Here is a 25,251-nt window from a genome sequence, read left to right on the forward strand (position 1 = left end):
AATAATGTCAAAATATAAATCATCTAAGAAATGGGTAAAAGAGCATATTGCAGATCCTTATGTAAAGCTTGCACAAAAATTTGATTATCGAGCACGTTCAGCATTCAAACTAATCGAGATAATAGAAATACTAAAAATAAATTTTGCAAGTAATAAGGTAGTAGTAGATTTAGGCTCTTCTCCAGGCAGTTGGTCTCAGGTAATGCGTAACAAGATGATTCTACCAAATGGTAACATAAATGGAAGAATTATTGCATTAGATATATTGGCAATGGATCCGATTCCTGGTGTTGATTTTGTACAAGGAGATTTTAGAGATATAAAAATCCAAGAAATATTAAAAAATACTTTATATAATCAATTGGTGGATATTGTAATTTCTGATATGGCCCCCAATTTAACAGGTATTGCTAGTGCAGATAGTGCAAGAATTCAAGATATTTGTGAATTGGCTATGAGTTTTTCTTTGGATAATTTAAAAAGTAATGGTCTTATGATAGTCAAAACTTTTCATGGTTCTGGTTTTTCACAAATTGTGTCTTTATACAAGAAGTTTTTTAAAAAAGTTATGGAGTTTAAACCTAAAGCTTCTCGTGATAAGTCATCAGAAACTTTTTTAATAGCACAAAATCTCAAGTAAGCAGATTAATTATTTAAAAAAAACATTAATTTTTAATTAAAACCATTATTCCTATATGTTTTGAATGATATAATCATAACTAGTATAATATATCTGATATGTTTGTTTCTTAATTTTTAGAATTTTTATTTTATATTGAATCTCTCTTAAGAGGTTTAATGTAGCTAATTTTGTAATTGTAAGCAGGAGTTCTACTTTGAATAGTTCTTTTTCAAAAGTTACAGTATGGATAGGAATAGCCCTAGTACTTTTTACTGTATTTAAACATTTTGACGGACGTAGTAGGTTTCAAGAGAACTATACCTATACTCATTTTATGGATGATGTTCGTTCAGGACATATTAAAAAAGTCGAAGTACAAGGAGATATTTTACGTGTGTTGTCTGACAATGGAAGAATATACTCTCTAGTATCTCCTGGAGATTTATGGATGGTCTCTGATTTATTGAAAAATAATGTTCAGGTTGTGGCTAAACCTAGAGAAGAACCTTCATTTCTAGTAAGTGTTTTTGTTTCATGGTTTCCTATGCTTTTATTGATAGGTATTTGGGTATTTTTTATGAGACAAATGCAAGGTGGTGGTAAGGGAGGGGCTTTTAGTTTTGGTAAATCTAGAGCAAAAATGCTAGACGATTCTAATAATAATACTACATTTGCTGATGTGGCTGGATGTGATGAAGCAAAGGAAGAGGTTCAGGAATTAGTTGATTTTTTAAAAGAACCAACTAAGTTTCAAGTTTTAGGAGGACGTATTCCTAAAGGTGTTTTAATGGTTGGTTCTCCTGGAACTGGAAAAACATTATTGGCTAGAGCGATAGCAGGTGAAGCTAAGGTTCCGTTTTTTAGTATTTCTGGATCAGATTTTGTCGAAATGTTTGTTGGTGTTGGTGCTTCTCGTGTAAGAGATATGTTTGAAAATGCGAAAAAGCATGCTCCATGCATAATTTTTATTGATGAAATAGATGCAGTAGGCAGACAACGAGGTGCAGGTGTAGGTGGTGGTAATGATGAAAGAGAACAAACTCTTAACCAAATGTTGGTTGAAATGGATGGATTTGAAACAGGTCAAGGTGTTGTGGTTGTCGCTGCAACTAATAGACCTGATGTTTTAGATCCAGCACTACTTAGACCTGGTCGTTTTGATAGACAGGTAGTTGTTCCTTTGCCTGATATTAGAGGTAGAGAGCAAATATTAAATGTACATATGAAACAAGTTCCTTTATCTGATGATGTAGATTCTTCTATTATAGCTCGTGGAACACCAGGTTTTTCGGGCGCTGATTTAGCTAATTTAGTTAATGAGGCAGCTTTATTTGCAGCTAGAAGAAATGCAAAAAAAGTAGAAATGCAGGATTTTGAAAAAGCCAAAGATAAAATAATTATGGGTTCAGAAAGAAAATCTATTGTTATGCCAGAAGATGAACGTCGCAATACTGCTTATCATGAATCTGGTCATGCTGTTGTAGCAAAATTTTTGCCAAAAACAGATCCCGTCCATAAAGTTACCATCATTCCTAGAGGTCTAGCTTTAGGAGTAACTATGCAATTGCCAGAGCAAGATCGTTATAGTATGGATAAAAATCGTTTGTTGAATATGATTTCAGTATTATTTGGTGGTCGTATTGCTGAGGAAGTATTCATGAATCAAATGACTACAGGAGCATCTAATGATTTTGAAAGAGCCACCTCTATTGCCAGAGATATTGTTACTAGATATGGAATGTCTAAAGAATTAGGCCCAATGATATATGCTGATAATGAAAATGAGGTTTTTTTAGGTCGTAGTGTTACTAAGACAATACATGTTTCTGAAGCTACTATGCAAAAAGTTGATAATGAGATTAGAAAGATTATAGATGAACAATACAATGTTGCAAGAAGTATTATAGAGTCTAATCATGATGTTGTAGAAAATATGGCTTTAGCATTGTTAGATATGGAAACAATTAATGCAGATCAGATTGATGCGATTGTTTCTAGAAAGGTAACCAAGAATGATAGTGGCAAGATTGTATTTATTGATTCTAGTAAAGATAATTCTTGATGTTTTTTATTAATCTATAGTTTTTAGTTTATTTTTATGAGCTTGACTGATAAAAAAATTAGGTGCGGGCGTTTTATTATTGATTATTCAAATCCTGTTGTTATGGGTATCTTAAATGTTACCCCTGATTCTTTTTCTGATGCTGGTAAATATTACTCGTATAAAAATGCTATATCTCATGCTGAAAAAATGATTGATGAAGGGGTAGATATAATAGATATAGGAGCTGAATCGACAAGGCCTGGTTCTTTGCCAGTGCCAAAAGATGAGGAACTAAGACGTTTATTGCCTGTAATTAAGTGTTTGTTGAAATATAATATTCCTTTGTCTATAGATACTTATAAACCAGAAGTTATGCAAGTTGTCTTGGATGAAGGAGTGGATTTAATAAATGACGTATATGGTTTTTGTTCATCCAAGGCTATGGATGTAGTTTCATCTTATGATTGTGGCCTTTGTGTAATGCATATGAAAGGAGATCCTTTTAATATGCAGGACAATCTTCTCAACATTGATATCGTTAGTCATATTTATAACTTTTTTAATAGAATTATTGATAAATTCATTAGTAAAAAAATAAGTTTGGATAGAATAATATTAGATCCAGGCATAGGATTTGGTAAAGATTTTTATCAAAATCTTATCTTGATAAAACAACTAGAGAACGTTCGTTATAATAGTTTACCTATTTTGGTAGGTTTGTCGAGAAAATCATTTATAGGTAGTATTACAGGTCATGACTCATCAAATCGTTTAATCGGTAGTATATCAGCTATGTTAGCATCTATTGTATATGGGGCGAATTTCGTGAGAGTTCATGATGTTGCTGCAACTAGAGAAGCTATTAAAGTGTGGCAAGCTATAAATCAGAGTTCTTGATTTATGTATAAAAATAAATATTTTGGTACAGATGGAATCAGAGGCCTAGTCGGTGGTTCATTGATAAATATTGAGTTTGCTTTTAAACTAGGTTTTGCTGCTGGTATCGTTTTTGCTGATAGGTACAATAATTGTAATAAGGCAGTTGTTATTACTAGAGATACTAGATCTTCTAGTAATATGTTGGAATCTGCTATACAAACTGGTTTTTTAGCTTCAGGTATAGATGTTCTGGTAGCAGATTCAGATCCTATGCCTACTTCTTCTGTATCTTTTCTTGTAAAGTCTTTAAATGTTTTAGCTGGTGTTGTTGTCAGTGCTTCCCATAACCCATATTATTATAATGGATTTAAATTTTTTTCCTATGATGGTTTTAAAATTTCGGAAGAAATAGAGATAGAAATAGAGCGTAGAATAGATGAATGTAAACCAGAACTTAATCAGAATAATAAATTTGGACAATTGAGATTTCTAAAAACTTCTGTAGATCAGTATATTCAATTTTGCCAAGCAAGTTTTCCTGATAATCTAAGTCTTAGAGGATTGAAGATTGTTGTTGATGCTGCAAATGGTTCTGCTTATAAGATAGCGCCAACTATATTTAAAAGTCTTGGTGCTGAAGTTTATTCGGTAGGAGTAGCTCCTAATGGTTTTAATATAAATGATGGAGTAGGCTCTTTATCTACACAACTTCTATCAGATACAGTGATAAAAAATAAAGCAGATTTAGGGATAGCTTTAGATGGTGATTCAGATAGAGTAAAAATTTTGGATTCAAAAGGTACTGAGTTTGCTGGAGATGAACTATTGTATGTAATAGTCAAAGATCGTTTGTTTTTTAATAAAGTTGAAGGTGTAGTTGGAACTTGTATGACTAACTATGGCTTTGAATTACAGATGAAGAAATTAGGTATTGGTTTTGCTAGAGCAAATGTTGGTGATCGCAGTGTTACTGAACAGTTGAAGAAGAGAGGCTGGTTATATGGTGGGGAGAATTCTGGCCATATAGTTTGTTTGGATTGTCATACTACCGGAGATGGGATAATAGCTGCGTTGCAAGTACTGGCTGCTATAGTAAGATCACAGAAAGATTTATCGAATATACTATCCGATTTATATATGTATTCACAAAAAATTATCAATATCCCTTGGGATACTACTCTTGATTGGGAAGAACATAATTCTTTAAAATCTATTTTTGAAATAGTTAAGAAGGAATTAGATGGAAGAGGTCGAATTCTGATAAGGAAATCTGGAACAGAACCGGTTTTGCGTGTTATGGTAGAGGCTGAAGAAATGAATATTGTGGAAGAAAGTATTTCCAAAATTATTTCCTATATCTGATGCTATTTTTAGATATATTCTGATATTAATAATTTTAAATATTATTGTTTAAAGTTTATCAAACGAGCTATACTCGTAAAATTAATCGTAATGATTGTTCTGTAAGAAATATATGCTAAATTCTTTTTCTAAAGATTCTTTATTTTTGAATAGAGATCTATCATTTTTAAAATTTAATTCACGTGTTCTTCATCTTGCAGAAAGCTCAAGTTACCCTCTTCTAGAACGTTTGAAATATGTTTGTATAGTCAGTCTAAATTTGGATGAGTTTTTTGAGATAAGGATAGCCTCATTAAAGGAGCAGCAAAGATTACATTCAGATTTGGATAGTAGTGATGGACTAATGTTATTTGAAGATTTTTTTAGAATACAGCAAGAAATTCATTCTATAGTAGATAAACAATATGATATTCTTCAAAATTATATTGTGCCTGAATTATTATTAAATGATGTCTCTATTCCGTATATTTTTGATTGGAATGAAGATCAAAGAAAATGGGCAAAAGAAGTTTTTATTAAAGAAGTAATGCCTTTATTAACTCCAATAGGTTTGGATCCTGCTCATCCTTTTCCTATGGTTTATAATAAAAGTCTTAATTTTATAGTTTCATTATCAGGGATAGATGCATTTGGTAGGCAAGCTTCTATCGCTATTGTACAAATGCCAAAAGCATTGCCAAGATTAATAAAAATGCCTATAACTATATCTAATTATAAATATAGTTATGTGATGCTGACATCTTTATTGAAAGCGTTTATAGGGGAGTTATTTCCAGGATTGGTAATTAATGGTTGTTACCAATGGAGGGTCACAAGAAATAGTAATTTGTTTGTTGATGAAGAAGAAGTGACTAATCTAAGATTAGCATTACAAGGTGAGTTATCTCAAAGACATTTTGGAGCTGCAGTAAGGTTAGAAATAGATGAGTCAACTCCTGATTTTTTAAAATCTTTTTTACAAAAAGAATTCTCTTTATCTTCATACGACCTTTATAAAGTGAAAGGACCAGTTAATATTTCTAGACTTATTCAAATTTGTAGTATAAAAGAACTACAGCATTTAGCATTTAAAGCGTATGTTCCGTCTATACCTACTCCATTTCGCTTAGCAAAAGATAAACCTAATATATTATTCAATTTTTTGAAAAAACAAGATGTTTTACTTCATCATCCATATCAATCTTTTCAACCCGTTATTGATTTTTTAACAGCAGCTTCCTTAGATCCTGAAGTCGTTGCTATTAAACAAACTATCTATCGTACAGGTGAAGATTCAGAATTAATGAAAATTCTATTATTAGCTGCTCGTATGGGCAAGGAAGTAACAGTAGTGGTGGAGTTGATGGCTAGATTTGATGAGCAGACAAATATTAACTGGGCAGCTAAGTTAGAAGAGGTCGGGGCTCATGTCGTTTATGGTGTTGTTTCTTATAAAACTCATGCTAAAATGGCCCTGGTTTTACGTAGAGAAAAAGGTCTATTGAATAGATACGCTCATTTGAGCACAGGTAACTATCATCCTCATACATCTAATTCATATACAGATTTTGGTATTATTACATCTGATCCTAGATTATGTGAAGATGTTGATAAAGTTTTTTTTCAACTTACAGGACTTGGATCACGTTTGCCAATGAATTATCTTTTATGTTCTCCTTTTACTTTGCATGATGGAATTATTTCGATGATAAGAAAGGAAACTGAAATATCAAATAAAGGTAGAACAGCAAAAATAATGGCTAAAATGAATTCTTTATTGGAGCCAGAGATAATAAAAGAGCTTTATAAAGCTAGTGAATCTGGCGTTCAAATAGATTTAATTGTTAGAGGAGTATGTGCTTTAAGGTCTGGTGTTCCAGGTTTATCTGAAAATATAAGAGTTCGTTCTATTTTAGGAAGATTTTTAGAACATTCTAGGGTTTTTTATTTTTATTCAGATGGTGAGGAAAAGTTATTTTTATCATCTGCAGATTGGATGGAAAGAAATTTTTTCAGAAGAGTAGAAGTTGCATTCCCGATTATGAATGTTAGTATAAAGAAAAGGATTATAGAAGAAGCTTTTTCTTATGGATTAAAGGAGAATGAATTTGCTTGGGAGCAGTGTGATGGTGAGTATTTTAAAGTATTAAATCATGAAAATGAATTAAGCTTTAGCTCTCAAAATTATCTTATGGATATTTTTAGGTCATAAAAATATGTTTTTATAAAAAATTTGACATTTTCATTAAATATTGAGATAATTAAAATTGATGATATTTTCGGGGCGTAGCGCAGCCTGGTAGCGCATCTGCTTTGGGAGCAGAGGGTCGTGAGTTCGAATCCCACCGCCCCGACCATATTTTTAATTTATTAAATCTTTAAATTTTTGGCCGTTTTTGTCTTTTTCTGAAATAATAGGATATTCATTAATTGGCCAACTAATATTTAATGTCTCATCATTCCAAACAATACATCTTTCTAAATTAGGTTGATAAAATTCAGTTGTTTTGTACAGTATTATGGCTTTTTGAGATAGAACTAAAAAGCCATGAGCAAATCCTTCTGGTATCCAAAGTTGTTCTCTGTTTGATGATTTTAATATAGTACTTTCCCATTTTCCAAATGTTGAAGACTTAGTTCTCAAATCAACTACAACATCAAATATTTTGCCATGTAGAACTTGAATAAGTTTCGCTTGTGGTCTTATAGTTTGAAAGTGTAATCCTCTTAAGACATTATGTTTTGATATCGAGCAATTATCTTGAACAAAACTATAATCTTTATTCACAAGTTTTTGAAATTTTAATGAATTAAAACTTTCAAAAAAAGATCCTCTTGTATCTCTAAAAATTTTTGGTTTTATAATTAACAAATTTTTTATAGTTAATGATTTAGTGATCATGTTTTTTACTGTATGAAACTATTTCTTCGACAGTTTCATCTAGACAATTATTAAAGATAGGTAAATGGCTTGATAATTTATTAATATTTTTATTTTCTAATAAATAAGAGTGTTTTGGTCTAAGGACTCCATTATGAAATATGCTTTTTATTGGTATTATTTTGTTGCATTTTATATTAAATAATTTTTGCTTAGCTTTTTTTAAGAAAAGAAAGGCCAAGTCGTATCTATTAATAATATTGTTAATGCTTACATTATAAATTTCTGCTCCGTTTTTTTTATATAACTTCATTATTGCATTTACAGTTATTTCTGCTATTACTTTTGCCGATAATGGTGATCCATATTGATCATTTACTACTTCTATAGATTCTTTAATTTTGGATAACTTTAAAATTTTGTTTAGGAAATTGTTACCTTTTGCAGAAAAAATCCAGCTTGTTCTAAATATTAATGAATTGCAAGAACTATTAAGGATATATAAATCAGCTGCTAGTTTTGAATGTCCATATATATTTAAAGGGTTAGTAGAATCATATTCGCTATATCTTGCATTTTTTCTACCGTCAAAAACATAGTCACTGGAAAAATGAACTAGTAAGGATTTTTTATCTTTTATATATCTAACTATGCTTTTGACAGATTCATAATTTATTTTATATACTAATTCTGCATTTTGTTCTGCTTTATCTACATCTGTATATGCTACAGCATTTATTACTATATCTGGACAGATTGTTAGAAGTTTATAATAAATAGCTTCTGTGTAGATGAAATCTATATCTTTCCTATTCCAGTAAATTAATTCTATATTATCTATATTTATGAATTTCTTAAGTAATTCTTCTCCGAGTTGTCCTTTGCTGCCAATAATTATAACTTTCATATAATTTATTTAAATATGTTTCATTTTTTTTAAGTACCAATTTACAGTTTTATATATTCCAGATTCTGTTTTCTCTATAGGTTTCCATTGCATTGTCGTTTGAATTTTTGTTGAATCAAGCGAGTATCTTGTATCATGTCCTGGACGGTCATTTATAAATCTAATATTTGTTTTATAAGATTTACAATTTTTATTAGGATATATTTTATCTAAAATTTCGCATAATAAAATAGCAAGTTCTAGATTGGTTATTTCGTTATTAGCGCCAATATTATAGCTTTCTCCAGGAATGCCATATTTGATTATTTTGATTAGTGCATTGCAATGGTCTTTTACATATAGCCAATCCCTAATTTGTTGACCATCACCATATATTGGTACAATAGTATTTTGTATTGCTGATTTAATTATTTTTGGTATAAATTTTTCTGTATGTTGATATGGTCCATAATTATTTGTGCTAATAGTTATTATTATTGGAAAGTCGTATGTTTGGAAAAAGGACTGTGCTATATGATTGGCTGATGCTTTGCTGGCTGAATATGGATTGTTTGTTTTGTATCTACTATTTTCTGTAAAAGGTTTTTCATTTTCTTTTAATGATCCATAAATTTCATCTGTAGATATTTGTATAAATCTAAATTTTTCTTTTTTATCTTGGTTAGTATTTTCCCAATAGCATTTACAAGTTTCAATGAAATTGAGAAAATCCATTATATTGTTTTGAGCGAATATTTTTGGATTTGAAATTGATGTGTCCACATGAGTTTCTGCTGCAAAATTGATGATTACATCTGGTTGATATTTGTATAGTATCTTCTTTACCAGATTAATATTACCAATATTACCTTTTATAAATTTATAGTTTTTTGTAGGAAGATTTTGTATATTGTTGGAGGCATAACTTAATTTATCTAGATTTATTATTTTGCGAGTTTTAAAATTATTTATCCATATTTTTATAAAATTAGATCCTATAAATCCAGATCCCCCTGTAATTAATATAGTCATATTATTGATATAATTTATATATTTTTTAGAGTAAATTAAAGAATTTATTTCTACAACACTATCTTTTAGTTTTTTATTTTGTTAAAATTCTAATGTTTTATCAGATTATTGTGTATAGATTAAAGAATTAGCGGTAGTAGCTCAGCAGGATAGAGCACGAGCCTTCTAAGCCCGGGGTCGGGGGTTCGAATCCCTCCTACCGCGCCATATTTTATTATAATTATAAATTAGTTGTATAGGAATAGGTTTCTATAAATTTTTTACTTATATTTTTAATTCTGATAAGTGGTATTTTTGCTATCTATTGTTTTATTCAAGTTGGAATATGCTAATATTTTACTCTTGATGCAGAGGTGGTCGTAGCTCAGTTGGTAGAGTCCCGGATTGTGATTCCGGTTGTCGTGGGTTCGAGCCCCATCGACCACCCCAATTTGTATTAGAAAATTTTGGAGCCTTTGATGATGGCAAACCATGCAAATCCTATTTTTAGTGGTAGTATTGTAGCTTTAGTTACTCCTATGTTGCCTGATGGCACTTTTGATTTTGATTCATATCGTTCTTTGATTGATTGGCATATATCTGAAGGTACTGATGCTCTCGTTGTTGTTGGTACAACTGGAGAGTCTCCTTCTGTGTCTTTTGATGAGCATGCTGAATTGATTAAAGTTGCTGTAGAGCATTCTAATGGTCGCATACCTGTAATCGCTGGAGTCGGTGCTAATTCTACAAGTGAAGCTATTTATTTAACAGAACATGCCAAAAGAGTTGGTGCTCATGCTGGTTTATCGGTTGTTCCTTATTACAATAAACCTTCTCAAGAAGGAATATATAGACATTTTAAGATGATCGCAGAGTCTGTCGATTTACCTATTATTTTATATAATGTACCAGGAAGAACTGTAGCTGATATTAGCAATGAGACTGTTGTTAGATTATCTGAAATACCAGGTATTATTGGATTGAAAGATGCAACTGGGGATATAGCTAGGGGAGTGTTGTTGTTAAGAGAAATCCCTGATGGTTTTCAAGTTTTTAGTGGAGATGATCCTACTGCGGCGGCATTTATTATGTTAGGAGCGGCTGGAAATATTTCTGTTACAGCTAATATTGCTCCTAGACTTGTGCATGATTTATGTGAGGCAGCAAAAGCTGGGAATGTTGCTATGGTACGTCAACTTAATATGAAGTTATCCTTGTTGAATAAGGCTTTGTTTGTAGAGGCTAATCCCATACCTGTTAAATGGGCCTTGAGTGAGCTTGGTCTTACATCTTTAGGTTACCGTTTACCTTTAGTACCTTTGAGTGAATCAAATCATGCCTTTGTCAGAAAAGCAATGAAAGTAGCAGGTCTTATTTAGAAGAAATATCTAATTAATTTAATTGCTTTAGTTCAAAAAACTTATGATGGTCAATAATATCATAAGTTTTTTTGTTTTTTCTTATATGTTTAGTGATATATATTATTATGCTATGTATCACTGGTAATTATTTTTTGTATATTTTTTAGTTTGTTCAAGCTTTCTAATGGAGTTGTTTCATCTATATTTATATTTAAAATGATTTTTTTGAGTTTTTCATATTGCTGTATATCATAGTTAATAGTACTTGAACTTGGTTGTATATTATTTTTAGTGCTTGGTTTTTTTATTGAATTAAGTTTTTCTATAGATTTTCGTATTACTTCTCTTGGTAAGCCTGCTTTTTTTGCGACTTGTATCCCATAACTTTGATTTGCTGGTCCATTTTTCAGCTCATGTAAAAATACTAGGTTATCATCTGTTTCTATAGCACTCATGTGTACATTAGTTGCTTGTTTATAAACATGAGGTATTTTGGTTAATTCAAAGTAATGAGTTGCAAAAACAGTGAAAGATTTATTATGGTTTAATAGATAGTCAGCTATACCCCATGCGAGTGATATGCCTTCATTTGTAGACGTACCTCTACCTATTTCATCTATTAGTACCAAGCTGTTTTTATTGCTAGACGAAAGTATTACTGATGTTTCTGTCATTTCTACCATAAAAGTAGATTTTCCTCCTGATATGTCATCTGAAGCTCCAATTCTTGTAAAGATTCTATCAATTTTGCCAATTCGTGCTTTAGCTGCAGGTACAAAACTTCCTGCTCTTGCAAGAAGAGAGATCAAAGCGATTTGCCTCATATATGTAGATTTGCCGCCCATATTGGGCCCTGTTATTATAAGCATTTTTTGTTCATCATTAAGAACACAATCATTCGGAACAAATGTTTCTATATGAGCTTCTACTATTGGATGTTTTCCTGATTTGATTATTATTTCATTTTCATTACTTATAGTAGGGCATGTCCATTCATATATAAAGGCATGTTCTGCTAGAGCAGACAATACATCAAGCTCAGCAATTGCTTTCGCACATTCTATTAGATCTTTTATGTAGTTATTCAATTTATTTATTATTTCTTCATATAAATACTTTTCTCTAGATAAGGACTTTTCTCTGGCTGATAATATTTTGTCTTCCCATATTTTAAGTTCTGGAATAGTAAATCTTTCCACATTTTTTAGGGTTTGGATTCTTTTATAATGTGATGGAGCTTTTTCAATTTGACCTTTAGTAATTTCTATATAAAAACCATGTATTCGACTGAAAGATAATCTTAAATTATTAATGCCTGTCTTGATTTTTTCCCTTGATTCTAGCTCTTGCAAATATGTGCTTTCATTTTGAGAAATAGATCTTAATGTATCTAGTTCTTGATCAAAACCATCTGCTATTACATTTCCATCTTTTATAGAGTATGCTGGTTCAGGGATTATTGATTCATTTATTAAATCATATATTGATGTATCTATTATCAACTTTTCTTTGAGACTTATAATCTTTGCTGATTTTCTAATTGTAATTAATATGGAATTAATATGTGGTATGATTTTTATAGCATTTTTTATATAGATTAATTCTTTAGGACGAATTGATTTTAATGCTATTCTTGAGGTTATTCTTTCTAAATCTGGTATTTCTTTTAATAGATTATTAATTTTTTGTATAATACTATTATTTTCTGATTTATCTGTATTATTTCCCGATAGTAAACTATTTATACCTTCTTGCCTTAGTTGGATTTCTTTGTTATCAACCAGTGGGTTATGTAACCATTTTTTTAATAGTCGACTACCCATAGAAGTGTTACATCTATCTAAGTGAGAAAAAAGTGTTGGAGATTTTTCTCCATAGATAGTTTGAGTTATTTCTAAATTTTTTCTTGTGAATGGATCTAGAAAAACAAATTGTTTTGAATGTTCTATCTGTATTGTTTGGATATGTGATAAATCGTAAAGAGATTGCGCTTTATAAGCATATCTTAGGATGGCTCCAGCTGCTCCTATATATGATGAATTTGTTGATAAGCCAAAACTATCAAGTGACAATATTTCAAAATGATCTAATAGATGATTTAAGGCGTTTTCATAATCAAAATGCCATTTAGGGACTCTAGTATACGTAGCTTTGAAATCTTGAGTGTCAGTTAAATTATATTCTTCAGGTATAATTATTTCAGTTGGTGATAACCTATGTAATTCTGATTTTAGTTCTTGTAATGATTGACATTCTATTACCTTAAAATCACCATTTGCTAGGTTTAAATAAGAAATCCCTATTTCTTGTTTATTATGTTTATATGGATTAATAGCAACCATGGCGCTATCTGATTTAGATGGTAGTAGAGATTCTTCTGTTATAGTTCCAGGAGTTACAATTCTAACTATTTTTCTTTCAACTAGATTCGTTTTAGAATTGCTAAAATCGTTTATTTGTTCACAAATAGCTACAGATTCTCCTTGTTCTATAAGCTTTCCTAGATATTGCTCTAACGAGTTTGCTGGAATTCCTGCCATGGGTATAGGCATACCATTTATAAACCCCCTTTTTGTTAAATTAAGATTTAATAAAATGGATCCTTTTTCAGCATCTTCGTAAAACATTTCATAAAAATCTCCCATTCTGAAGAAAAGCAACATGTTTCCTGCTTCTTTTTTTATGGAAATATATTGTTGCATTAGTGGGCTTAACCCTTCTATTATGGTCGGCATTTTCATATAATGTATTTCGTAAGTGCTATTTCTGTTTATTTAATAATTTTCTCTTTTCATATAAATTTTTTTAACCAATTAGTATATTGATTAACCCATGATTCTATAAAATTCAAAGTATGTTTTTCATTAACTATGGATAATTCTGGATCAAAGATATTGTCATGGCATTGCAACATTAATTCTGGTGTTGGCATTATGATAACGCCTAATGATGATAGTATCTGTCTTAGATGATATTGTGCACAACATGTTCCAGATTTGCCAATAGATCCTCCAATGATAGCTGCTTTTTTATTTTTCCAAGAGTTTTGACCGTATGGTCTAGATATCCAATCTATTGCGTTTTTTAATGCTGCTGGTATAGATCTATTATGTTCAGGTGTTATAAATAGCACAAAATCTGTATTTATAATTTCATTTTTCAGTTTTGATATTTTTTCTGGAAATTGTTTCTCATAGTCTTCATTATATAAAGGCAAATCAGAAATTTTTATATATTTGAATATTAAATCTTTATATGAAATTTGTTCTACAGTTTTAGCTATTTTAGAATTTATAGAGTCTTTTTTTAAACTTCCTATGAAGACTGCTACTGTTATTTTTTGTGTGGTCATAATTAGTTATTTCATTTGTTTTTAATGATAGTTTATTTGTATAATTTGTAATTTTATCATGACTATAGATATTTCTGATAATACATGAGAAATCGATGATATGTCTTATTATATTGGTAAGAATAATTTTCAGGAGCTTTGTATGCTTATAATCAAATATTTTATGCTTAATTTGTTATTTTCGGCTTTTATTTTAGTTTTCGGTTGGTGGATTTCTTCAGTGATAGGTCGTTGGTTTGAAAGAGCAGTGGATCTATCAACTCATATAGATACTACTGTTGTTCCAATGTTAAAATCTTTGATTGTTTGGAGCATTAGAATATTTACATCAATTGCTGTTCTTTCTAGATTTGGGGTTCAAACTGCTAGTATAATAGCTGTTTTGGGAGCTGCAGGTTTAGCTATAGGACTTGCTTTGCAAGGAACATTACAAAATATAGCAGCAGGTATTATGTTGTTATTGCTTAGACCTATCAGAGTTGGAGAGTATATTTCTTTGAAAACCTCTGAAGAAGGAGTTATTCAAGAAGTAGGTTTATTTTTGACTAAAATTATTCAACCAGATGGTATTCATTTATCTTTGCCAAATAGCATGGTTTGGAACTCAACAATTACTAATTTTAGTCGTAATGCTACACGAAGATTAGATATACCAGTCTTTTTAAGATATGAGGATGATATAGAACTTGCTATTAAACTAATTATGGATGTTGTTTTATCGAATAAATATTTACTAAATGATCCAGAACCTTTAGTTAAAGTTGTCGATTTTAGAGAACTAGTAATTGTTGTTAAAATAAGAGCATGGTCTAATTCTACAACTTATTGGGATTTTCGATGGAGTTTATATAATGAAGTATGGAAAGTTTTAGGAAATAATGGCTTTAAATCGCCAATTGTTATTAAGGAATTAAGTAATTAATGATTTTTGATAATAGACTCCAAAATACCATGTAAAATATTTATTTCATTTTTTTTGATATTCGATCTTAATGCTAACTGTGTTAATTTAAGCATAAGATGTTTTGGTTTTAATGGGTTAAGAAAATTTATTTTTATAAGCACATTTTCTAATTTTTCTAAAAGAGTAATTATTTCTGAAATAGATGCTGGGTCATTATTTTTTTTATATGGAACTTGTTTTGTGATGTTTATATTTTGTTTCATAATTGTGTAATATGTTTCCCATGCAACTATTTGCAATGCATGTGATATATTTAGAGACTGGTATTCTGGATTAGATGGTATAGTACTAATACAATTGCATAGTGATATTTGTTGATTAGTTAACCCATGATTTTCTGATCCGAATACAAATGATATTTCTCTATTTGAGTTTATCAAATGTGAAATAGCTACTTTTATTGCATCTCTAATTTCATAAGAGTATAGATCAATTTTTCTATTATTTCTTGCTGTTAATGCTACTGAAAAAGATGTATTTGAGAGTGCTTCTTTTAGATTTTTACAAATTGCGATGTTTTTTAAAACATCCTGAGCGTTGCTTGCAAATTTAATAGCTTCATTATTTTCTGTAATTTTATAATTGTTAGTTCCTACAATTATTAACTTTTGAAAATTCATGTTTTTTAAAGCTCTTGCGGAAGATCCTATATTACCAGGATGACTAGGGTTAACTAATATGAAATTTATTTTTGAAAACATCTTGATTATTTATGTTATGGCTGGTTTTTTTGCATATACTATCTTATTTATATATGCTTGATAGGTTATTACATATATTATGTTTGTTTATTATAAAATCTATAGATTTTCTATATTAGCATTTATTAATTTAATTATGAATCCAATTTTAAATATTGCAATTAAGGCAGCTAGAAAAGCCGGTGCTATAATAAATCGTTCAAGCTTAGACTTGGAGAGAAATAATGTCTCTTCTAATTTACTTAATGAGTATGTAGCAGAAACTAGTCGTTTATCAGAACAAGCAATATCAGAAGTTTTATTGAATGTTTATCCAGATCATGATTTTATTGGTAAAAATAATAGTTTTGATCTCAATAAAGAGTTTAAATGGATTGTATGTGGATTAGATGGTTTAGAAAATTTTATTCATTGTTTTCCCTTTTATTCAATTTCTATAAGTCTTATGCACTATAGTAATATTGTGCAATCTGTTGTTTATGACCCTATTCGCAATGAACTGTTTACAGCAAGTAGGGGTGCAGGAACATTTTTGAATGATAGACGTGTTAGAGTGTCAGGAAAAAATCGTTTTAGTAAGTCCTTAATTTCTGTTCAAGATAATTTTGTAACTAATGATTCTCTTGGTTTTTTGCATAAAGCAATACAAAACTTATCTATTAGAAAGATAAATTCTTGTTCTTTGGCTCTTGCTTATGTTGCTTGTGGCAGGTTAGAGGCTTTTTTAGGTTCTAATTTAAGTATTTTTGATATGGCTGCTGGTGGATTATTATCCTCTGAATCTGGAGGATTAGTAGCTGATCATTATGGAGAACAAAATTGGTTTTATTCTGGTCAGATGTTGGCAGCAACACCAAAAATATTTGCTAAGATAGTTAATGCTCTACAAACACAAAATATAAATTATGACTAAGCATTTGGTTTCTTGTTTTGTTATATAATCTTATATTTTTAGTTGAAGTTAGAATGTTGATTTTAAGGAGGAAGATCTAATGGATTGGCTGCTGGATCCAACAGCATGGGTCGGCTTGCTTACATTGATAGTACTAGAAATTGTTTTAGGGATAGATAATCTAGTTTTTATTGCAATTTTAGTAGATAAGTTAACGCCTAAAGAACGAGATAAGGCACGTATCATAGGTCTTGGTATGGCCTTGTTTATTAGAATAATCTTTCTATCATGTATGTCATGGTTATTAACTTTAACAAATCCTATATTTCCAAATAGTTCATTTTCGGGTCGTGATTTGATTATGCTCATAGGCGGAATAGTTTTGTTATTTAAAAGTACAATAGAGCTTCATGAACGTATCAATGGCGATAACAATTCCTCTACCTATTCAAAAGAATATGCCAGTTTTTGGGTAATTGTTGCACAGATTGTTGTTTTAGATGCAGTGTTTTCATTAGATTCTGTAATAACAGCTATAAGTATGGTTGATCAGTTGGCTATTATGATGATTGCTGCAATTATAGCTACCTGTGTAATGATGATTGCCTCAAAACCATTGACTACATTTGTAAATAATCATCCAAGTACTGTTGTTCTTTGTTTAGGGTTTTTACTTATTATAGGTTTCTCTTTATTAGCAGAAAGTTTTGGTTACAAAATACCTAAAGGATATTTATATGTTGCCATAGGTTTTTCGATATCTATAGAAGCTTTAAATTATATATCAAGAAGAAATTTTTTGATGATCAATTCCAGAAGACCTATGAGAGAAAGAACAGCAGAGGCAGTTCTCAGAATGTTTGGTAAGTCATACTCTAATGATTCTCCTAAATCTTCAGATAATCAACATGTTAATGTTAAAACATTTGGTATCGAAGAAAGAAACATGGTTAGTGGTGTCTTGGCTTTATCTGATAGATCTATTTTATCTATAATGACACCAAGAACTGATATTTCCTGGATTAGCATTACAGATTCTCCACAAGAAGTACATAGGCAATTAATAGAAGTTCCACATAGTTTTTTTCCAGTTTGTAAAGGTTCACTAGATGAAATTATTGGTATTGGTAGAGCTAAAGACTTAATATCATATCTAACAGAGAATAACGATCTATCGAAAGCTAATTTAAGAGATCCTGTTATTGTTCATGAGTCTATAAGTATTTTGAAATTGATAGAAATTTTAAAAGTCTCAAGAGGACAGTTAGTTTTGGTTGCTGATGAATTTGGTGAAATTGAAGGTCTTGTTACACCTATTGATGTTTTAGAGGCAATTGCTGGCGAGTTTCCTGATGAAGATGAACTACCTGCAATTATTAAGGAAAATGATTCTATATGGAAGATTTATGGGTCTGCTGATCTTCATCATGTAGAACAATCTTTAGAAATTGAAGGTCTTGTAGATGAATCTCAAGATTATTCAACAATGGCTGGATATTTATTATCTAAATTTGGAGAGCTTCCTGAAATAGGAGATATTTGGGATCATTACTATTATGGTAATTTATTTTGTTTTGAAGTTTTAGAATGTGACGGTCGTAGGATCTCTTTAGTTAGAGTGACTAAGAAAATTGTAGATAAAATTGATGTTTCATCTAATGAATAATTATAATTGGATAATATAGTGTTTAGTAATTTTGATTATTTTGTTCAAACTTGCTTTCTAGGCATAGTAGAAGGAATCACCGAATTTATTCCAGTATCAAGTACTGCTCATTTAATATTCCTAGGTAAAATCATAGGATTTCATTCTGAAGAAAGTAGAGTATTCGAAGTTTTTATTCAGGCTGGTGCTATGTTTGCTCTTTTAGTGTTTTTTAGAGAAAAAATAAAAGATTTAGTTTTGGGTATAATATATTTGGATTCTAAACAGATATTGTTTTTACGTAATTTGTTGGTGTCTATTACGCCATCTGTGTTGATAGGTTTTTGTTTTATTAGAACGATAAAAGATATTTTTAATTATGAAATTGTTATTTCTATATCTTTAATATTAGGTGGGTTTATTATAATAATTGTAGAAAACAATTATTATTCTAATAATCATAGAGAAAGTTCAATATATAAAATATCGTTAAAACAAGCTTTGTTTATAGGTTTATTACAGTGTTTGGCTATGATTCCAGGGGTTTCTCGTTCAGGTGCAACAATAGTAGCTGGTATTGTAGTTGGGTTAGATCGTAGAAATGCTACTGAGTTTTCGTTCATGATGGCTATACCTACGATTATTGGTGCAGCTGTGTACGATGTATATAGTAATATAGGTTTATTATCGTCTAAAATTTGTATAGGAATGTCAATAGGTTTTATAGCTTCATATATTAGTGCTATGTTTATAGTGCATTTTGTTGTTGAATTTGTTGCAAATCATTCATACAAAATATTTGGATGGTACAGAATAATTATTGGATTATTAATGTTATTGATGATTATGCAATAAGTGTATGTGCATTATATTAAGAAAACCTTATTCCACTAGAGTCTAGTATTTATTTTCCTTGCTTAGTTACTTTATCATCTAAGTTCCATTCTGGCAAAACCCATCTTTCACAAAGATTTTTTTAAATCGTAAGTTATTTTTGCTTTTTTATGAATATGTCTATGAATCATTATGTTTGCTTTATGACTATCAAAAATTTTCAATAATTCAGATTTATTTACATCCATTATACTATTTTTTTTCAACTTGTTATTCATACATATTTTCTTATATTGGAAGCTAATACTAGACGTTCTGCGATTGGCTTGCAAAGGAATTGTTTTTTTTAATTTTCATTATTAGTTATCATTTTGAATTTTTGATATTCTAGATCATCTGTACATAATTCATCTCCATGAGTAATAATAATTGTTTTAAAATCTGTATTTATAACTGTTTGAGATTCTATTAATTGTATTACTGTAAAGCGTGAAAACTCTTCTCCTAATAGGAAATCTCTATTGCCCCTAACTAGAAAAATAGGAATTTTTCTAGTTGCTTGCTTCGTAGTAAGTAAAATATCTTTTAACAATTCTTGAGCGATATTTATTATATTATCGCCAATCCATATATCAAAAATATCTCCTAATATATGAAGCATCTGAAAAAGAAGATGCTTCATATATTAGTCTTTTGAAGGCTTCTAATGTTGCATAATGATTTCAGAAAGATGAAAATCAGAAGCAAACCATAATCTGCCTTTTAACATTAGATTACTCAACTATTTCTACTTTTTTTATTATTATATCTTCTATGGGAACATTCTGATGAAATCCTTTGTTACCAGTCTTGCTATTTTTTATTTTATTGATTGTTTCTTCTCCTTCAACTACTTTCCCAAATACTGCATATCCCCATCCATTTTGTGTAGGAGATGAGTAATTTAAAAAATCATTATCTGCTACATTTATAAAAAATTGACTAGTTGCAGAATGAGGGTCATTAGTTCTTGCCATTGCAATTGTATATTTATCGTTTTTTAAGCCATTATTTGCTTCATTTTCAATAGGTTTTTTTTCAGAGGTTTTATTTTCCAGATTTTTTGTTAAGCCTCCACCTTGTATCATGAATCCATCAATTACTCTATGAAACAATGTATTATCATAAAATCCTGTATTGACATAGTGTAGAAAGTTATCTACTGTTATTGGTGCTTTATTTTTATCTAAGGCAATAATAATATCTCCGATATTGGTTTGTATTTTTGCTTTGATCATGATGCTTTGTTTAACTCCATTTGATAAATTATAGTTATATAACTTTTATTAAAAATATATAACTATAATGCCATTAAATTCATTTTTTGTTAATTGTTAATCATAACTCTTATTTTTAATAGAACTAATAACTACAGTTGTTAGTTCTGCTGATCTACTGATCTATTTATTTGTTTTGACCTGAAGGTTAAAATCTATATAATTAATATTATTAATCTCATAAACTAGTTTTATTCCCACAGCATTATTAGTTGATGCTAAATTTTGTAAATATTTTTATATAACATAACTATATTTTAGTGATTTATTTAATAAGAACTAAATTGACTCGTAGATTTATCTATTACCTACTCTTTAAGATGCTAGTATTTGTTGGTAATTTTTAATACCTTAAACTTTTGATTTTTTGATATAAATTCTATATGTTGCACATATATAATACTTTGACCCGTACTAAAGAAAAATTTCGACCATATAATAAAGGTTTTGTTAAAATGTATGTTTGCGGTATGACCGTATATGATTTTTGCCATCTTGGTCATGCTCGTGTGATGATTGTATTTGATATTGTTCAGCGCTGGCTACGCAATATTGGTTTCCAAGTAGAGTATGTTAGGAATATAACTGATATAGATGATAAAATAATAAAGCGTTCTTTAGATCTGAAGAAAGAAATTAGTGAAATTACTAATTTTTATATATCAGCTATGCACGCTGATGAGAGGGCGTTGTGGGTAAATAGTCCAAATAAAGAACCCAGAGCTACCCATTACGTAGATCATATGATTGAGATGATACAGCAGTTAGAGAAAAAAGGTCTTGCTTATCAGGCTGATAATGGTGATGTGAATTTTAAAGTCAGATCTTTTTCATCTTATGGAAAGCTTTCTAGAAAAAATTTGGATTTCTTGCGTTCTGGAGAAAGAGTTCCTATTTTATTGGATAAACATGATCCACTAGATTTTGTCTTATGGAAACATTCAAACGATAATGATCCAGATGATAGCAAATGGAATTCTTGTTATGGAATTGGTCGTCCTGGATGGCATATAGAATGTTCTGCAATGAGTCATTCTATATTGGGATTACCGATTGATATTCATGGTGGGGGGCCAGATCTTATTTTTCCTCATCATGAGAATGAGATAGCACAAACTGAAGGGGCGTATGGTGGAGTTTTCTCTAATAATTGGATGCATTGTGGTCCCCTTATGGTTAATGATAATAAGATGTCTAAGTCACTTAATAACTATTGCACAATAAGAGAGGCAATTGGTTATGGTAATTTATCAAATGATGAATATTGTGTGAATAAAAGAGAAGCTGAAATGCTTAGATTTTTTATTATTAGAAATCATTATCGAAGTAAACAAAATTATGTGATATCTAATTTAATAGATGCTCAAAGTTCTTTGGATAAGTTATATTCTGCTATCATTAACTATGATTTTGATAGTAATTGTTGTGTAGATTGGTCAGATCCAAGTGCTATAGAGTTTGCTGCAGCTATGAATGATGATTTTAATACGCCAAAAGCAATTGCTATTTTATTTGACCTGGCATCTAAGACCAATAGAGATAACTGTATTCATAGTGCTAGACAACTTAAGAGTTTGTCTAGTATTTTAGGGTTGTTAAATCAAAATCCTGAGGATTATTTTAAATCGAATACTAGATATGGAAATACTAGTGCTAAATCATCATATTTGTCTGACGAGGAAGTCGAGTTACTAATTTCTAGAAGATTACAAGCTAAAAAAAATCGTGATTATAAAGAATCTGACTATATTAGAAGTTTGTTAAAAGAATCCGGTATAGATTTGGAGGATTTGCCAAATTATTCAACACGTTGGCGTCGTTTCTAATTATTTAAAGGGAAAAGGTTTTTGATGCCTAATAATAAAAACATAGTTCAGCCTGATTATTGGGAAGAAGCGGTTTCTCAATTGAAAAAGAAGGATAGAATTCTAAGAAAAGTAATACCACTTTGTGAAGATAAAGTTTTATTATCTCCGGGTCCTCCATTTTTAACGCTTATTCGCCTAATTTTAGCTCAGCAAATTTCTGTCAAAGCAGCTGCTACTATATGGAATAGATTTATTAATCTAGTAGGAGAGTCTCCTACTCCCAAACTAATTTCTAGTATGTCTGATGATTTGTTAAGAAATATAGGTATTTCAAAAAGAAAAATTGACTATTTAAAAGATTTAGCTAATTATTTTATTACTAACAGTAGTGTTTGCCCTGAGAAATGGCTTAAAATGGATGATGAGTCTATAATTGCTGAATTATCTAAAATTAGAGGGATTGGTCGATGGACAGCAGAAATGTTTTTGATATTGAATTTGCAAAGACCTGACATAATGCCGCTAGATGATTTCGGCTTATTAAAAGCAATATCTACTCATTATTTTAGTGGAGAGCCTGTCTCCCGTTTTGAAGCTAGAGAGGTATCTGTAGCATGGCGTCCCTGGCGTACTGTAGCTACTTGGTATTTATGGCGAAGTATAGAATAGACTGATTACTCTTATTAGAAAACTGGTATAAAAATTATAAACATGAGAAATATTTTTTTAGAATTTGAGCAGCCAATTGCTGAGCTTGAAGAAAAAATAGAACAGCTTAGGTATGTCCAGTCTGATTCTGCTTTAGATATTTCTGATGAGATAGATAGGTTGCAAAAGAAAAGTGAACAGTTAACTAAAAAAATTTATTCTAAATTAACACCTTGGCAAGTGGCTTTAGTAGCAAGACATCCTCAGAGACCTTATACATTGGATTATGTTAATGAGATTTTTACTGACTTCCATGAATTACATGGGGATAGAATGTATGCTGATGACCAATCGATTGTTGGAGGGTTAGCTAGGTTTAATGGTGTGTCTTGTATGATTATAGGTCATCAAAAAGGAAGGGATACGAAAGAAAGAGCTAGGCGTAATTTTGGCATGTCAAAACCAGAAGGATATAGAAAAGCTTTGCGATTAATGCGTTTAGCTGAAAAATTTAACATGCCTATTTTTACTTTTGTAGATACTCCTGGTGCCTATCCTGGAGTAGGAGCAGAAGAAAGAGGCCAATCTGAGGCAATAGGTCGTAATTTATATGCGATGGCTGAGTTAAGGGTTCCTATTATCTGTACAATTATTGGAGAAGGTGGATCTGGAGGAGCTCTTGCTATTGCAGTTGGAAACGATGTTTTGATGTTGCAATATTCTACATATTCTGTGATCTCGCCTGAAGGATGTGCTTCTATATTATGGCGCAGTTCTGGTAAAACTCAAGAGGCAGCAGAAGCACTGGCCATAGTTGCTAGTCGTTTAAAAGAATTAGGTTTAATAAATAAAATAGTTAGTGAGCCATTAGGTGGAGCTCATAGAGAACCTCATGTTATGGCTCAAACTTTAAGAAAATCACTACTAGAATCCTTTAATGAAATCAATAAATTAAATACTGAGCAATTAATAGAACAAAGGGTATCTAATATATTATCGTTTGGTTCTTTTAAAGAGGAGTCTTAGGGATTAAGTTTTATGAATGATTCTTTTGTTATTTTGTATAATAGTTTTGTCAAATCATTGCTTGAGTTGGTGGAAATGCCAAAGACTATTGCTATAGCTGTTAGTGGTGGAGTTGACTCTTCAACTATGTCTTATATAGCTAAAAAAGCAACAGAAAAATTTAATATTTCTATAATACTGTTTCATGTTAATCATGGGCTGCAGGAAACTGCTGATAGTTGGTCTCGACAAGTTCATTTTTTAGCTGAGTTGTTAGATGTGGAAATATATGAAAAGAAAATATTAGTGGATTCTATAAAAAAGAAAGGGACTGAAGGAGCTGCTAGAGATGCAAGATATAGAGCTTTTTATGATTTATCAAAGGAACATGGAGTGCATCATATTTTCTTAGCTCATCATCAAAAAGATCAAGCAGAAACTTTATTATTACGTTTGTTTCGCGGTTCTGGTGTGAAGGGTATGGCTGGCATGAAAAAAGTATCGAAAGTTAATCATATTTTTTATATTAGACCTTGGTTGGATATAGATAAAAGTTATATTGATATTGAAAGTAAGAAATTTTCACTAGAGAATGCCTGGTCACCTATTAATGATCCTACTAATAAAGATCCAGCTTATTCTAGAGGGGTAATAAGATTTTTTTTAGAACCTGTTCTTAATAAATATTGGCCTCAATGGAAGAAAACATTAAGTAGACATGCTCTTAATATGAGAGATGCTGATGATATTATTGAGGTTTTTGCTAGCAACCATTTGAAAATGCTAGATTTTGATAATGATAGTTTCAGTTTTTCATTGTCAAAATGGAGATTGATTACATCTAAACCAATACAAATGCAAATTCTGAGACATTGGATTATGTTGCATAATATCAACTTACCTAGTCATGCAGTATTAAATGAGATTTATAAACAACTTTCTCAATTGCATGCGTTAGGTTATGATCGTTGTATGACTATTCATCATGATAATCATTTGATATTATGTAGAAGAGGCAGAGTATACATAGAACATAGATAAATAATTACTAATGTAATATT

The 25,251-nt window shown here is 30.4% G+C and carries 21 protein-coding genes, 3 tRNA genes and 1 pseudogene; 17 read left to right on the forward strand and 8 right to left on the reverse strand.

What is annotated here, in order from left to right; genetic code table 11:
* Window positions 1–4: 4 nt before the first annotated feature.
* From I1N47_00745 to I1N47_00770, 6 genes are all read left to right on the forward strand, one after another.
* On the forward strand, window positions 5–640 hold the full coding sequence (locus I1N47_00745; protein WBF65684.1) for an RlmE family RNA methyltransferase: 636 nt from the start codon (window positions 5–7) through the stop codon (window positions 638–640).
* 196 nt (window positions 641–836) lie between these two features.
* Window positions 837–2,684 (forward strand): ATP-dependent zinc metalloprotease FtsH, encoded by a 1,848-nt coding sequence (gene ftsH / locus I1N47_00750; protein ID WBF65685.1) that lies wholly within the window; start codon window positions 837–839, stop codon window positions 2,682–2,684.
* A gap of 36 nt (window positions 2,685–2,720) precedes the next feature.
* Window positions 2,721–3,563: a dihydropteroate synthase gene (gene folP, locus I1N47_00755; protein ID WBF65686.1), complete on the forward strand. Its 843-nt coding sequence runs from the start codon at window positions 2,721–2,723 to the stop codon at window positions 3,561–3,563.
* A 3-nt stretch (window positions 3,564–3,566) separates the two neighbouring features.
* Window positions 3,567–4,907, forward strand: coding sequence for a phosphoglucosamine mutase (glmM, locus tag I1N47_00760; protein ID WBF65687.1), 1,341 nt, complete (start codon window positions 3,567–3,569; stop codon window positions 4,905–4,907).
* A gap of 112 nt (window positions 4,908–5,019) precedes the next feature.
* Window positions 5,020–7,098, forward strand: a complete 2,079-nt coding sequence (ppk1, locus tag I1N47_00765) for a polyphosphate kinase 1 (GenBank protein ID WBF65688.1) — start codon at window positions 5,020–5,022, stop codon at window positions 7,096–7,098.
* Window positions 7,099–7,166: 68 nt separating this feature from the next.
* Window positions 7,167–7,243: transfer RNA gene (locus I1N47_00770), tRNA-Pro, on the forward strand.
* 5 nt (window positions 7,244–7,248) lie between these two features.
* Here I1N47_00770 and rfbC read toward each other — a convergent pair.
* The 3 genes from rfbC to rfbB are packed head-to-tail and all read right to left on the reverse strand — an operon-like array spanning window position 7,249 to window position 9,685.
* Window positions 7,249–7,788, reverse strand: coding sequence for a dTDP-4-dehydrorhamnose 3,5-epimerase (gene rfbC / locus I1N47_00775; GenBank protein WBF65689.1), 540 nt, complete (start codon window positions 7,786–7,788; stop codon window positions 7,249–7,251).
* On the reverse strand, window positions 7,778–8,674 hold the full coding sequence (gene rfbD, locus I1N47_00780; GenBank protein ID WBF65690.1) for a dTDP-4-dehydrorhamnose reductase: 897 nt from the start codon (window positions 8,672–8,674) through the stop codon (window positions 7,778–7,780). Before rfbD ends, rfbC begins: the two co-directional genes overlap by 11 nt.
* A 9-nt stretch (window positions 8,675–8,683) precedes the next feature.
* Entirely contained in the window at window positions 8,684–9,685 is a 1,002-nt protein-coding gene (rfbB, locus tag I1N47_00785; GenBank protein WBF65691.1) for a dTDP-glucose 4,6-dehydratase, read from the reverse strand.
* 130 nt (window positions 9,686–9,815) lie between these two features.
* On the opposite strand from rfbB, the gene I1N47_00790 reads away from it, so the two are divergent.
* The 3 genes from I1N47_00790 to I1N47_00800 all read left to right on the forward strand — a co-directional run bounded on the left by I1N47_00790 (window position 9,816) and on the right by I1N47_00800 (window position 11,043).
* A tRNA-Arg gene (locus tag I1N47_00790) sits at window positions 9,816–9,892 on the forward strand.
* Window positions 9,893–10,038: 146 nt separating this feature from the next.
* Window positions 10,039–10,114 (forward strand) — tRNA-His (locus tag I1N47_00795).
* Between the two features lie 32 nt (window positions 10,115–10,146).
* Window positions 10,147–11,043 (forward strand): 4-hydroxy-tetrahydrodipicolinate synthase, encoded by an 897-nt coding sequence (locus I1N47_00800; protein WBF65890.1) that lies wholly within the window; start codon window positions 10,147–10,149, stop codon window positions 11,041–11,043.
* Between the two features lie 110 nt (window positions 11,044–11,153).
* Here the strand turns inward: I1N47_00800 and mutS are convergent, their stop codons facing one another.
* Window positions 11,154–13,766, reverse strand: a complete 2,613-nt coding sequence (mutS, locus tag I1N47_00805) for a DNA mismatch repair protein MutS (GenBank protein ID WBF65692.1) — start codon at window positions 13,764–13,766, stop codon at window positions 11,154–11,156.
* A gap of 50 nt (window positions 13,767–13,816) precedes the next feature.
* Window positions 13,817–14,377, reverse strand: a complete 561-nt coding sequence (locus I1N47_00810) for an NAD(P)H-dependent oxidoreductase (protein WBF65693.1) — start codon at window positions 14,375–14,377, stop codon at window positions 13,817–13,819.
* Between the two features lie 100 nt (window positions 14,378–14,477).
* Between I1N47_00810 and I1N47_00815 the strand changes: the two genes are divergently transcribed.
* A complete protein-coding gene (locus tag I1N47_00815; protein WBF65694.1) occupies window positions 14,478–15,299 on the forward strand; it encodes a mechanosensitive ion channel in 822 nt (273 codons plus the stop codon).
* Here I1N47_00815 and I1N47_00820 read toward each other — a convergent pair.
* A complete protein-coding gene (locus I1N47_00820) occupies window positions 15,296–16,042 on the reverse strand; it encodes a TrmJ/YjtD family RNA methyltransferase (protein ID WBF65695.1) in 747 nt (248 codons plus the stop codon). The two genes, I1N47_00815 and I1N47_00820, sit on opposite strands and share 4 nt — an antisense overlap.
* 136 nt (window positions 16,043–16,178) lie before the next feature.
* Here I1N47_00820 and I1N47_00825 point away from each other — a divergent pair, with 136 nt between their 5' ends.
* The 3 genes from I1N47_00825 to I1N47_00835 all read left to right on the forward strand — a co-directional run bounded on the left by I1N47_00825 (window position 16,179) and on the right by I1N47_00835 (window position 19,434).
* A complete protein-coding gene (locus I1N47_00825) occupies window positions 16,179–16,955 on the forward strand; it encodes an inositol monophosphatase (protein ID WBF65696.1) in 777 nt (258 codons plus the stop codon).
* A 79-nt stretch (window positions 16,956–17,034) separates the two neighbouring features.
* Window positions 17,035–18,600: a TerC family protein gene (locus I1N47_00830; protein ID WBF65697.1), complete on the forward strand. Its 1,566-nt coding sequence runs from the start codon at window positions 17,035–17,037 to the stop codon at window positions 18,598–18,600.
* Window positions 18,601–18,618: 18 nt separating this feature from the next.
* Window positions 18,619–19,434 carry an undecaprenyl-diphosphate phosphatase gene (locus I1N47_00835; GenBank protein ID WBF65698.1) on the forward strand — a complete coding sequence of 272 codons (816 nt, stop codon included), beginning with the start codon at window positions 18,619–18,621 and terminating at the stop codon, window positions 19,432–19,434.
* A 49-nt stretch (window positions 19,435–19,483) separates the two neighbouring features.
* Here I1N47_00835 and I1N47_00840 read toward each other — a convergent pair.
* A pseudogene (locus I1N47_00840) lies at window positions 19,484–20,194 on the reverse strand (UDP-2,3-diacylglucosamine diphosphatase).
* On the reverse strand, window positions 20,187–20,690 hold the full coding sequence (locus tag I1N47_00845) for a peptidyl-prolyl cis-trans isomerase (protein ID WBF65699.1): 504 nt from the start codon (window positions 20,688–20,690) through the stop codon (window positions 20,187–20,189). The pseudogene I1N47_00840 and the gene I1N47_00845 overlap by 8 nt, the downstream one beginning before the upstream one ends.
* 422 nt (window positions 20,691–21,112) lie before the next feature.
* Here I1N47_00845 and I1N47_00850 point away from each other — a divergent pair, with 422 nt between their 5' ends.
* From I1N47_00850 to tilS, 4 genes are read left to right on the forward strand one after another with little or no spacing between them, the layout of a single operon-like run.
* A complete protein-coding gene (locus tag I1N47_00850; GenBank protein ID WBF65700.1) occupies window positions 21,113–22,555 on the forward strand; it encodes a cysteine--tRNA ligase in 1,443 nt (480 codons plus the stop codon).
* A gap of 24 nt (window positions 22,556–22,579) precedes the next feature.
* Window positions 22,580–23,206: a DNA-3-methyladenine glycosylase 2 family protein gene (locus tag I1N47_00855; GenBank protein ID WBF65701.1), complete on the forward strand. Its 627-nt coding sequence runs from the start codon at window positions 22,580–22,582 to the stop codon at window positions 23,204–23,206.
* Window positions 23,207–23,248: 42 nt separating this feature from the next.
* Complete coding sequence (locus I1N47_00860) at window positions 23,249–24,211, forward strand: acetyl-CoA carboxylase carboxyltransferase subunit alpha (GenBank protein ID WBF65702.1); 963 nt, start codon at window positions 23,249–23,251, stop codon at window positions 24,209–24,211.
* A 12-nt stretch (window positions 24,212–24,223) separates the two neighbouring features.
* Window positions 24,224–25,231 (forward strand): tRNA lysidine(34) synthetase TilS, encoded by a 1,008-nt coding sequence (gene tilS, locus I1N47_00865; GenBank protein ID WBF65703.1) that lies wholly within the window; start codon window positions 24,224–24,226, stop codon window positions 25,229–25,231.
* Window positions 25,232–25,251 lie beyond the last annotated feature (20 nt).

It is taken from the genome of Candidatus Kinetoplastibacterium crithidii, assembly GCA_027557655.1.
GTDB lineage: Bacteria > Pseudomonadota > Gammaproteobacteria > Burkholderiales > Burkholderiaceae_B > Kinetoplastidibacterium > Kinetoplastidibacterium crithidii_C.